Source organism: Chitinophaga eiseniae (assembly GCF_900167135.1).
In the GTDB taxonomy this organism is placed as follows: domain Bacteria; phylum Bacteroidota; class Bacteroidia; order Chitinophagales; family Chitinophagaceae; genus Chitinophaga; species Chitinophaga eiseniae.
Window position 1 is genome coordinate 1 of the sequence record NZ_FUWZ01000016.1, and the last position, 13,342, is coordinate 13,342.

Consider the following 13,342-nt stretch of genomic DNA (forward strand, 5'->3'; position numbering starts at 1 on the left):
GTGGCTCGGCATGAGAGCCTCCGCACTGTTTTTAAGACGGTAGACGGTATGCCGGTGCAAGAAATACTGGATATTGCCGCCTGCGGTTTCCACCTGGAAGAAACAGATCTGCGTGCGGCGGCCGAGACGGTGAGCAGTGTGGTGGCGTCGGAACAAACAACGGCATTTGACTTGTCACAAGGGCCTTTGATACGGGCAAGACTGCTGCGTACGGGTGCGTCTGAATATGTATTTGTACTAACCCTGCATCACATTATCACCGATGGCTGGTCAATGGAAGTGATCGTGGGAGAGGTGCTGCGTTTATACGAAGCTTATAGCAGCGGGGAAGAAGCATTGCTGCCGCCGTTACGTTTACAATACAAGGACTATGCCTGCTGGCAGCAGGAGCGGCTGCAGCAGGAGAGCATGGCCGCGCATCGTGCATACTGGCTCTCACAGTTGGGTGGAGGGATTCCCCGTCTTAACCTGCCAACGGATTTTGCCAGACCTGCCGTATGGATGCCCGGGGCGGGCATTGTTTCGGATAGCATCCATCCTGATGTTTATGCCCGGATGCAGGCGCTGGCAGGAAATTGGGGGGTAAGCTTATACAACCTGCTGATGGCTGCTGCTAAAGTGCTCCTGTTCCGGTATACAGGAGATCAGGAGATTGTGGTGGGGTATCCCGTTTCGCTGAGGAGTCATGCCGAACTGGAAACGCAGGTAGGCTTTTATCTGAATACTTTGGCCTTGCGTACCCGCCTTGAGCACCATTACACTTACCGCAACGTGGTGATGGCTGTCCGCCAGTCTATGCTGGAGGCCAGTAAACACCAGGAGTATCCTTTCGATAAAGTTGTTTCCGGGCTGCGCTATACAAGAGATGCCGGCAGGGCGCCACTGTTTGATGTGGTGGTCGTATTACAGAACCTGAAGGTGCACCGGCAGGAAGTTAACCGTATGGGGGAAATGGAGGTAACGGTGCTTCCTTTTGATAACACCACGTCATCGGTGGACCTCCGCATGGAGTTTATTGAGCGGGAAGACCGGTTCACCGTTAATTTTGAATATAATCTCGCTTTGTTTCGCCGGCATACCGTCCGGTTACTGATGGACCGTTTCCTTTCTGTACTCACGCAACTGGCAGGCTCTCCCGACATACCTGTCGCCACAGTTGGTATGGAAGAAGATACCACCACTACTGTGGAGGATTTGAAAGACCATTTTTCAATAAATTTTTAATCGTTTTTTGAGATGACCGAACAAGTATCGGAGCAACAGTCTCCGCTGACTATTGAACCTCCGTTTGTTTTCCGGGAACGGGCTGCCACCGGGGCACACCATAGTTTTGCCGGCTATACAGGCGGGATACCGGCTACGGTAGCCACCACACTGCTGCAGATTACGAGAGAAGATGCCTCTGCCTTGTACGTTTGTATGTTTGGTACACTCAGCATCGTATTGAAGAAACTCCTGCAGGCGGACCGTATCACCCTGGGAATGCCGTTAATGGCCGGGCAGACAGGCAGGGAAGAGCGTATCATGGTAAGTGTGAATGTCCCTGACACCAGTTCGTTGCGGCAGCTCCTGAATAGCGTGAACCATGCTTTAAAGACGGCTTATACGTTGCCGGTAGCACACCGGACGTTGTCAAACGTCCTGCTGGCGTATCCGGAAATCCACGCCGGTGTTCAGACCGCTGATGATGACCTCCGTATTGATATCTGCAGAGAGGCGGACAAAATAAGCCTGCATTTTAATTATGATCAGCAAGCCTTCACCGGGGACTTCATCGCACAGCTATTCCGGCAGTGGGTGCAGGTGCTCTCGTATGCCGGGGAGTTGGACTGTATGGTGAAAAACATGACGCTGCTGGATGCTGCACAACGGGAGATGATCGTGCACGGATTTAACCGTACTGCCAGGGAACGGCATGACGAACGGACCGTGATCTCCCTGTTTGAAAAAAACGTTAGCGCCACACCTGATGCGATAGCCCTTGCATATGGTGATACAATGCTCACCTATGATAAGCTGAACAACGAAGTCAATAAACTGGCGGGTTACCTGAAAAACCACTATCGTCCGGGCGCTGATGAAATTGTTGCGCTGATGTTGCCGCCTTCCGATAAATGGGTAGTCGCCATGCTGGCCATTCTGAAAACCGGCGCCGCTTACCTGCCGCTGGACACAGCGCTGCCGGCCAAAAGGAAAGCGTGGATTTTAGCCGATGCCGGTGTTAAATTACTGTTGACAGACATAGACCAGCTGGCAGAACAGCCCGATTACCAGGGGGACATCTTTTTGCTGGACAGCGGCCAGCAACATCTTACGGAAACCCCGGAAGAGCCGGTGACGGCCATTCTGCCTGGTTCACTGGCCTATGTAATATACACCAGCGGTACTACCGGTACGCCGAAAGGGGTGATGCTGGAACACGGCGGCTTGCTGAATATGATACAATGCCAGATCCGGCAGTTCGATATACGGGCATCCGACAAAGTGTTGCAGTTTGCATCCCCGTCCTTCGATGCCGCGGTGTCCGAAATGTTTATGGCCCTGTGCGCCGGCGCCCGGCTGGTAATGGCAGACAGGCCGGCGCTGAAAGATGCGCAGCTTTTTTCCGCATTGCTGCAGCAACAGCAGATTACCGTAGTGACATTGCCGCCTTCCTACCTGGGCGCGCTGCCGTGGGATACCTTCCTTTCTCTCCGGGTGATCATCAGTGCGGGAGAGAAACTTCATACTGCCGCCGCCCGGTATCTGAGCCGTCACCTGTCTTTTTATAACGCTTACGGGCCTACGGAGTGTACGGTGTGTACCACCATCCATCTTATTCAGCCCGATATGGACGACGATGAAATGGAAAGCATCGGCACGCCGATAGATAATGTACAGGTGTATATACTGGGCGCTCACCAGGAGGTGTTGCCGGTGGGCGTACCGGGCGATATATATATCGGCGGCTCCGGCCTGGCCCGCGGATACCTGCATCAGCCGGCGCTGACGGCAGCGCGGTTCATTACAACGCCATGGCCCGATGTGCCGGGAGAGCGGTTGTATTACACCGGCGATACCGGTAAATGGCTGGCCAACGGTAAAATCGTTTATACCGGCAGACGCGATGATCAGGTAAAGGTCCGTGGTTACAGGGTAGAGCCGGCAGAAGTGGCTGCCGTGGTGATGGCGAGTGGCCTGGTACAGCAATGTGAGGTGATGGGGATAGAACAGGCGGGCGGACAGCTGCAACTGACTGCTTTTGTGGTGCCGGCGACAGTATTCGACCAGGAGAAACTGACCAGCTATGTGGCCGAAAGGCTGCCGGGTTATATGGTGCCTGCAGTATGGCGCTCGCTCCCTGCATTGCCCGTTACCCACAACGGGAAGGCAGACAGGAAAAAACTGCAGGAAATGGCGCCCTTGCCGGAGGAAGATACCCTTGTTGTTGCTGCTTCCAATGCCATAGAAGCAAAACTGGCGGATATCTGGAAAGAGGTGCTGGAGCTGGACCATGTCAGTGTGACCAGCGATTTTTTCCGGTCCGGTGGCGATTCCCTGCAGGCGATCAGGCTGCTGGCGATCATCAGGGAACATTTTACCGCGGATATTACTATCAATGACCTCTTTCAATATACCAGCATCCGGCAACTGGCTGATTATATCAGGATATCAGGGGGAGATGATAATGCCATGCAGGCCACGCCGGCTTCTTATCTGCCGCCATTGCTGCCGGCAGCGGAGAGCCGGACAGGCGCGCTGCCCTTGTCTTTCGGACAGGAGCGGCTGTGGCTCATTCATCAGTTGACAGGCAGCGCACATTATCACCTGCCGGTGATGCTTCGTCTGAAAGGCACTACGGATACAGTATGCCTGGAGAAGGCTATCCGTGCGATTGCTGACAGGCATGAAATATTGCGTACGGTCTATCTCGAAAACGACGGGGAAGTCCGCCAGGTGATGATGCCACCCGGTAAGTGGCAGTTTGATTTCTGCGGAGAACTACCGGCAGGGCAGGATTTGTCCGGCTATGTCAACGCCTTTTCCAGCCGCGCTTTTGCGCTCACAACGGACCACATGCTGCGGGCAGCATTGATAATAACGGGTACGGACGAACGATTGTTGATAATCGTATTGCATCATATTGCGGCAGACGGTTGGTCGGTACCGATACTGGTGCGCGAATTTATGGAAAACTACCGCCTGCTGAAAGAAGGTGGCGATATCACATTACCGCCCTTGCCGGTTCAATATGCAGATTATGCCATCTGGCAACGGAAACAGGAAGGGCAGGAGTACCTGGTACGGCAGCTTGCCTACTGGGAAAAGAAACTGGACGGAATAACGCCGGTGATGCTGCCTGTGGACCATCCCCGTGCCCCGGTGGCCCAACACGCCGGCAAAGCCCTGTATTTTTATTTTGATGTAGGCTTGAAACACCAGCTGGAACAATTATCCCATGAGGAGGGTGTTACCTTGTTCATGACATTGCTGGCTGTGTTCAACGTGTTGCTGTACCGTTACAGCGGGCAGGAAGACCTTTGTACAGGAACGGCGGTAGCGGGCAGGCAGCAGCGGGTTGCGGAACAGCTGGTGGGCTTTTTCATCAATATGCTGGTTATCCGTATTCAACTGTCAGGTGCCGGTTCTTTCCGTGAAGTGCTGGCAACGGTAAAACAAAATACGCTGGAAGCGTTCGATCACCAGGATATCCCGTTTGAACTGGTGGTCGACCGGTTGATGAAAGTGAGAGATGACAGCAGGCATCCCCTGTTCCAGGCAGCCTTTATTCTGCAGAATCAGCCGGAGGCCCCGGCTATTGTCCTGGACGGCCTGGATGTTAAGCCGGAAGAACCGGCCAGCGCCACTTCCCGGTTCGATCTCGGCTTTGAGGTCACAGCGACCGATACCGTCTTTAAACTCCGGGTTGAATACAATACCGCGCTCTTTGAAGAAGATACCGTGCATAGGCTGGCAGCGCACTACGGGCAGCTGCTGAAAGCGGTAGTGGCCTCGCCGGAACAGCAGGTGGGACATTTGAATATGCTGTGTGACGCAGACAGCCGTCAGTTGCTGAATGAATTTAACGATACGGCGCACGTCTTCCCGGCCGACCGGATATTGCCGGTGTTGTTTGAGGAACAGGCTGCCGCCAGGCCGGAAGCTGTCGCCCTGATATATAACAGTATCGAATACACGTTTCGCGCACTGGACGTGGCGGCCAACAGGTTGGCGACCTGCCTTCGTACCCGCTACGGCGTTAACCGGGGAAACCTGGTGGGCGTTCAGCTGCCCCGCAGCGAATGGCAGATAATAGCGTTGCTGGCCGTGCTGAAGACCGGAGCTGCTTATGTGCCGCTGGACCCGGCATTCCCGGTCCCGAGAGTACAGGAAATCGCGGACGACTGTCATTGGCCGTTGTTGATCACCGAAGCATGGCTGGCTGCTTACCAGCCGGAGGCATCGCAATACAGCGATGCGCCATTGCCATGCCAGGGCACGCCGGAAGATCTGATGTATGTGATCTTCACCTCCGGTTCCACCGGAAAACCCAAGGGAGTGATGATGCCCTATTATGGTGTTATGAACAGGTTGTGGTGGATGTGGGAGCACTATGGGTTCAGCAGGGAGGACGTTATCCTGCAAAAGACCAATTTCACATTTGACGTGTCCGTATGGGAGATATTTATGCCGCTATGCATGGGCGCCCGCATGGTGCTGTGCAGCCAGGAAGAGGTGTTGTCGCCTGACCGTTTACAGGCGCTGATCGTGGCACATCATGTCAGTTGCCTGCATTTTGTTCCGGGCATGCTGGACGTGTTTATCGATGCGCTGCCGGAAACGGGTATGCCTGCGGGGATGGAAGGCCTGCGGCTGGTATTCGCCAGCGGAGAGGCACTACGGCCGGAGACGGTGCAACGCTGGTACCGGCATACGGCGGTAACGCTGCATAACCTGTACGGCCCTACGGAGGCGGCAGTGGATGTTACGTATTATGAGACCGGCGCCGCCGATACCCGCATTCCCATAGGCCGTCCGATCTGGAACACGGCCATCCGTGTACTCAATGCGGAAGGAGGGCTGGTTCCTCCCGGCGGCACCGGTGAGATATGCATTGCCGGTGCAGGCCTGGCCAGAGGGTATTTGAACAACCCTGAACTGACAGCCCTGCGGTTCGTGCCGGACCCGTTCGTTCCGGGAAGTAAAATTTACCGGACAGGGGATTATGGCCGCTGGCTGCCTGACGGTCAGCTGGAATACCTGGGCAGAAAAGATGGACAGGTTAAAATACGGGGTTTTCGTATCGAAACCGGGGAGATAGAGGCGGCCATCAACAGCCTGCCCTATGTGACTACCTGCGCAGTGGTCGCGCTTCCGGATGCCGGCGGACAAACGGAATTGGTGGCATACCTGGTGAGTCACCAGGAGCCGGATATCACGTCACTGCGTAGAGACCTTGCCGTTATACTGCCCGCTTATATGTTGCCTGCCCGCTATGTACGGCTATCGGAAATGCCATTGACCACCAGCGGGAAGACAGATAAAACGCGCTTGCCTGCCCTGGCCGGGCAACAGCTGGCCGGAGGCGGTGACTATGTACCGCCATCCGGAGATACTGAACAGCAGCTGGTAAAAATATGGCAAACGCTACTGGGCGATGTGCCCATCGGTACAACGCAGCCTTTCTTCGAGCTGGGTGGCAATTCCATTAAACTCATGAAGATGGTGGCCATGATCAGGAAGCAGTTCCATAAGGACCTGCCGGTAGTGAAAGCCTTTGGTCTGCCTGCCATCCGTGACCTGGCCCAATACCTGGAGCAGACCGGCGAAGAACTGCAACCGTCAACAGCAGATGCGCCCTACGTTTCAGTAGATATCATGAAAAACAGCCTTCTTTTGATAAACAAGTTTACCGATGAAGCATAACCAGCCTTATACGGGTTTAGAGATCGCCATCATAGGGATGGCCTGCCGGTTTCCCGGAGCTTCCTGCTGGCAGGAATTCTGGTACAACCTGACTAATGGCGTGGAGTCCGTCCGTTTTTATACAGATGAAGACCTGGCGGCTGCAGGCGTTGCACCGCAAGAGATAGCGCGACCCGACTTTGTAAAAGCAGATGCGGTACTGGAACACAAAACGCGGTTCGACGCAGCGTTTTTCGGCTACAGGCCCGAGGAGGCCAGCGTACTGAATCCCATGCACCGCATTTTCCATGAATGTGTATGGGAGGCCTTGGAAGATGCAGGATACGATCCGGCTACCGTTAAGTCGGGGATAGGCCTGTACGCCGGGGGTGGAAATGATCTCAACTGGCGGGTGTATTCCATGCTGCAGCAAAATAACCGGGAGGTCGACAGCTTTACTTTGTCACAGTTGAATAACAAGGATTACCTGTCTGCTTTATTGTCTTATAAGCTCAACCTGCGGGGGCCGGCCTTTACCGTTAATACGGCCTGCTCCACCTCGCTGGTAGCTATTAACCTGGCGTGCAAAAGTTTACTGATGGGGGAAACAGGCATGGCGCTGGCAGGCGGCGTATCCTTGAATACGCGGCAACGGAAAGGCTACTTTTACCAGGAGGGTATGATCGATTCCAGGGACGGGCATTGCCGCGCTTTCGACGCGCTGGCCAGTGGCGCCGTCGGCGGCGAAGGGGCAGGCGTGGTGGTATTGAAACGCTTACAGGATGCTGTCAGAGACAGGGACCATATTTATGCAGTGATAAAGGGTAGCGCCATCAACAACGACGGTAACAGAAAGGTTGGATTCACCGCACCCAGTATTGAAGGGCAGGCCGACTGTATACGGCGGGCCCTGGCGATGGCGGATACGGCGCCTTCCGGTATCAGTTACGTAGAAGCGCATGGCACCGGTACGCGCCTGGGTGATCCGATTGAAGTAGAAGCCCTTAATACAGCGTTTAACCGGGACCGTAGCCATTCCTGTGCGCTGGGGTCTGTAAAAACGAACATCGGTCACCTGGACACAGCCGCGGGTGTAGCGGGGCTTATAAAAACGGCGCTAAGCCTGAAGTTTAAAATGCTCCCGCCCACTCTGCATTTTCAATCACCCAATCCGGAGATTGATTTTGAAGGCGGTCCTTTTTATGTGAACGCCAGGCTGCAGCCCTGGCCGGCAGCCGATGATACGCCGAGGAGGGCCGGTGTCAGTTCGTTTGGTATCGGTGGCACCAATGCGCACGCGGTGCTGGAAGAAGCTCCGGCTACCACAACGGCGGCAGAGGGCAGGCCATGGAAACTGTTCACCGTTTCCGCCCGTACGCCCGTTTCCGTTTGCCGGTACCTGGAAAAGATAAAAGCCTTTCTGCAGCAGGAACTACGTCCGGCGCTGGCAGATATGTCTTTTACGCTGCAGACAGGCCGCCGGCATTTTCCATACCGGTATGCCTTTGCGTACCAGCATCTGGAAGACCTGCTGCACAAACTGGACAATATACCTGCGGAAGCTGCCATCCGGCAGACCGCAGCGAATAAACCACTGACAGTGTTCATGTTTCCCGGTCAGGGATCGCAGTATAATGGTATGGCACAAACGCTGTATGAACAGGAACCTTTTATCAAAGATATACTGGACAGGGGCTTCGGCATCATCCGGCAGCTTACCGGCAAATCGCTTCAGGAAGTATGGTTCGCGGCGTCAGGGACGGAAATCAACAGAACACTGTACGCCCAGCCAGCCATCTTCCTGCTGGAATATGCCATGGCAAAACAACTCATGGCATGGGGTGTCCAGCCGGATTATATGATCGGGCACAGCATCGGGGAACTGGTAGCTGCCTGCGTCAGCGGTGTATTCTCATTTGAAGACGCACTGAAAATAGTCGTAAAAAGGGCCGCCCTTATGGACGGACTGCCGGCCGGCAGCATGATCAGCGTGTCGCTCAGCCGCCAGGAGGCGGACGCATTGCTGAATGAGCACGTTTGCCTGGCTGCTGTAAATGCACCGGAACAACTGGTGCTGTCAGGGCCGCCTGATGCAATGCAGCAGGCTACGGCACAACTGGAGCGCTCCGGCACACCACATGTCCGGTTACATACCTCCCATGCATTCCACTCTGCTATGCTGGACCCTGTCCTGGCGGAATTTCGCGCCGCCCTGGACGGGATTACCCCGGGTGAAATAAAAATCCCCTTTGTATCCAACGTGACCGGAGAATGGATAACTGCCGCAGAGGCGACTTCGCCGGAGTACTGGTCCCGCCACATGCGCGAGACTGTACAACTGGCTACCGGGATACAAACCATAATGGCAACGTCAACGGATATATGTTTTATAGAAGCGGGAGCAGGTCATATCTTATCCGGTCTGCTAAAGCAACAACTTTCCGGTGATACGCATATCGTTGCAATACCGCTGGTACCTGCCGCCAGGGAGCACCTGCCGGACGGGCAGATGCTGGGCAACGCTATCGCGCAACTGTGGATGAATGGCATCAGCATTGACTGGCAGTGCTATTACAGGGAAGAAACAAGAAGAAGGGTGCCGTTGCCCGTGTATGCTTTTGAACAAACAACCTACCCGGTAGAAGTAGACCCCTTCAAACTGGGAAACAGATATCTGTCTGCCCCCAAAAAGAACGGGTGGCACCACTGGATATATTATCCTGTATGGAAAAGCAGCATCCTGCTGCCCGCTACCGGAAAAATAAAATCCTTCCTGTTCCTCTCCGGCGGAACAGCCTGGGAGACAGCACTGGTCGGTCAGCTCCGCACCGCAGGGCACGAGGTGATACAGGTGGTGGCGGATACCGCGTTCCGGCAGGTGGACGGGAAAATGTACTTCATGGACCCGGCTGATAAAGGACAGTTCGGGCTATTGTCTGCAGCGCTGCGGCAGGAGGGCGTGCACTTCACCGATATCCTGTATGGATGGGCCGCCGGAGCGATGGACGAGGCGCTGGTACTGGAAGCGCAAAACAGGACGATCCATCAGTGTTACTTTGCGTTAGCCCACCTGATACAGGCGTTGCAGGACGGCGGGCAACTGAACAATACCCATGTTTTCCTGCTCACGGACCATCTGTTCAACATTCATCATACAGAGAACAGCCGTTATTCCCAGGCGCTGGCTGTAGGCCTGCTGAATGCGCTGCACCAGGAATTACCTGTGTCATCCAGTCACATCGACATCGACAGCCGTGCAACGCTGTCCGGACTGGTGCTTGAACTCGGGCAGGAATCACATCAGGAAAGAACAGTCGCCTGGCGCGGACATAGCAGATGGGTGAGCGTTTATCAGCAGAATGAAACGCCCCTGCCGCAGCGGCAGCCTGTGAAGAAAAACGGTGTTTATCTCGTTACCGGCGGTCTCGGTAAGGTGGGGTTCCTGCTGGCACGGCACCTGGTCGGCACCTGTCAGGCCAAAGTCGTATTGACAGGACGGCGGAATGTGGAACATACCGATGAAAACGACGAATGGAACATTCGGTTGAAACAGCTGCAGGCAATGGGAACAGCGGTATACTACCGTTGTGATGCGGCCGATTACGATGCATTAGAAACGACGGTCAGTCATGTCAAAGCTACCCTTGGTCCCGTTCTGGGCGTGATACATGCGGCAGGCAATATCGACAGGCGATATTTTGAACTGACGGAGGACATGTCTGTTGAAAATACGCTGGCTGTTTTACGGCCTAAAGTGGATGGCATCCGAAACCTCACCCGGGTATTTGAAAAGGAATCCCCAGATTTTGTCTGGATCACCTCCAGCCTGGCCAGTGTACTGGGCGGCATTGGCTTTGGTGCTTATGCGGCAGCGAACCTGTTTATGGACCACTATATCAGTTCCCGTTTACAGCAGCATCCTTCCTGGAAATGTATCGGTCTTTCTGAAATGGCGCTTGACGCATCTGAGGAAGCAGCGGAAGCACGCCAGGAACGAAAGGCGCTGCTCCCCGCTGAACTCATAGCATTGTTTGAGTGGAGCGCCGGCACTCCCGGTATTCCGGTGATATGGCAAACGGCGCAGGGCCTCGGGGAACGTTTGCACAACACTTACCACGCCCCGCGCGAAACTGCAGCGATACTACCAGGCGCAGCAGCGGCGGCCGCCATACAACAAAGACCGGCGCTGAGCACTGTCTTTGTGCCGGCCGCTACTTCCACGGAACAAATACTCTCCCAGATCATGGAACAGTATTTCGGATTTACCGGCATTGGCGTGGATGATGATTTTTTTGAACTGGGAGGCGACTCGTTAAAGGCCATGATCTTACTGAAAAGAATCCGACAGGCGCTGGACGTACAAATCACAGTGCATGATTTCTTTGAAGCACGGACCATCCGGCAGCTGGCTACCGGTATAGACAACAGGTTATGGCTGCAGGCCGGTGAAAATCCGGAAAACGCATTTATTTCTATTATATGATGGTTAAACACTGTAACGGATGCACGAACTACTTAAAAAGCTGAGAGAACAACATATTCAGATCGTTTTAGAAGATGATAACCTGCGGATCAGCAGCGCGGCGCCGATACCAACGGCAATCGCTAATGCGATCAGGGAGCATAAGGCAGCGCTGGTGCAATACCTGAAAAACGGTTTGCAGGAAACGCCTGCCGCAGCTACAATCCCGGTGGCGCCGGAATCCAGGGGGTATGCGCTTTCCTCCGTGCAGCGGCGTATGTGGGTGCTCAGTCAATACCAGGAAGGCAATCTGGCCTATAATATGCCGGCCGCCTATCTGCTCGAGGGCGAACCCGATGTCGCGAGGCTGGAACGCGCGTTCGACCTGCTGATTGCACGGCACGAAATACTACGGACCGCCTTCCGGGTCGATGACCAGGGAGATATACGGCAATATATTGAATCATCTCCCCAGAAGTTTCGTATAGCCCCAGAAGACCTACGCGGTGCGGAAGAACAGCGGGCGCAGATAGATGAACGGATACGGCAGGCGCACATCATCCCTTTTGACCTTTCGTCGGGGCCCTTGTTACGTGCGGGTCTGTATCGTTTATCTGAAAAGAGCTGGCTGTTCGTGTATGTGATGCATCATATTACCGGTGACGGCTGGTCCATGGGAGTATTGATCCGTGAGCTGATGCAGCTTTACAACACTGCTGAAACAAACGACGGCCTGTCCCTGCTTCCGCTGAGGATACATTACAAAGATTATGCAGCGTGGCAACAGGCCCGGCTGGCGGATGCCGGCATGGAGCCCTGCCGGAAATACTGGCTGGAACAGTTAGCGGGGGAAATACCGGTGTTGCAGTTGCCGGCGGACAACGCCCGGCCGGCCATTAAAACCTATCATGGCGCGGCGATACAGCAACGACTCGATCCGGAAGTATTTGCCAGGTTCAGGGCGCTGGTGCAGGAACAGGGAGCTACCTTATTTATGGGTCTGCAGGCGGCTGTCAATATACTGTTGTACTGGTACTCCGGCCAGGAGGATATTATCACCGGTACTCCCATTGCCGGCAGAGACCATCCTGAACTGGAAGACCAGATCGGCGTGTATATCAATACCCTGGCGCTGCGGGTACGTTGCCAGGCGGAAGACACCTATCTGCAGCTGCTCAGTAAGGTCAGACAGGTGACACTGAACGCCTATCGTTATCAGTCATATCCGTTTGATGAGTTGGTGGATGAATTGCAGCTCCGGCGTGATATGAGCCGCAATCCACTGTTCGATGTGATGGTGAGCCTTCAGAATAACGATATCAACCTGGCCGGCGACCATCGGATGGGATCACTTGCCGTCAGCCGGTACCCCGACGGGCAAAATATCTTCTGCAAATTCGACCTGACGTTCGACTTCATCGAGACAGCCGGTACGCTGCAAATGACGATTGAATACAATACCGACCTTTATCGTTCTTCCACCATAGACCTGATGATGGGGCACCTGCGGCAACTGATCACCGGTATTACGGCTTCACCTTCCACGGTTATACGGGAATTGGACCTGCTCACGGAGAAAGAACGGCAGCAGCTGTTGTCTGATTTTAATAACACGGAAGGGGATTATGAGCGGGACAAGACCATTGTGGCGCTGTTCCGCCGGCAGGCATTGCTGCGGCCGGAAGAGACGGCCGTTGTTTTTGAAGACAGCGCGTTGACTTACCGGGAGCTGGATGAACGGTCCGACCGGGTGGCGCGGCTGCTGACGGAACAACTGCAGGTACAACCAGGAGCGTTGGTAGCGCTGCTGACGGAACGCTCTGTTCACCTGATGGCGGGGATGTTAGGCATCCTCAAAGCCGGAGCGGCTTATGTGCCGCTGGACCCGGCCTATCCTGCGGAGCGTATCAGCTACGTGCTGGAGGACTGCGGCGCCCGCGTGCTGGTGGCCGGCGAAGGAACAGCGCTGCCGGCAGGCTATGACGGCGCCGTACT

Annotated in this window: 4 protein-coding genes; all 4 read left to right on the forward strand. The window is 54.8% G+C overall.

Annotation, left to right across the window (positions count from 1 at the left end; genetic code table 11):
- On the forward strand, positions 1-1,224 hold a 1,224-nt coding region (locus B5D63_RS34360; protein ID WP_235021706.1), incomplete at its 5' end, for a condensation domain-containing protein.
- A gap of 12 nt (positions 1,225-1,236) precedes the next feature.
- A complete protein-coding gene (locus B5D63_RS34365) occupies positions 1,237-6,906 on the forward strand; it encodes a non-ribosomal peptide synthetase (protein ID WP_078673425.1) in 5,670 nt (1,889 codons plus the stop codon).
- A complete protein-coding gene (locus tag B5D63_RS34370) occupies positions 6,896-11,368 on the forward strand; it encodes an SDR family NAD(P)-dependent oxidoreductase (RefSeq protein ID WP_078673426.1) in 4,473 nt (1,490 codons plus the stop codon). Before B5D63_RS34365 ends, B5D63_RS34370 begins: the two co-directional genes overlap by 11 nt.
- A gap of 19 nt (positions 11,369-11,387) precedes the next feature.
- Positions 11,388-13,342, forward strand: a 1,955-nt coding sequence (locus B5D63_RS34375; protein ID WP_143313367.1) for a condensation domain-containing protein, incomplete at its 3' end; no start/stop codon positions are given.

Excerpts from the sequence above, each read along its gene's own strand:
- B5D63_RS34365 (WP_078673425.1), top strand. The coding sequence starts at position 1,237 with ATGACCGAACAAGTATCGGAGCAACAGTCTCCGCTGACTATTGAACCT.
- B5D63_RS34370 (WP_078673426.1), top strand. The coding sequence starts at position 6,896 with ATGAAGCATAACCAGCCTTATACGGGTTTAGAGATCGCCATCATAGGG.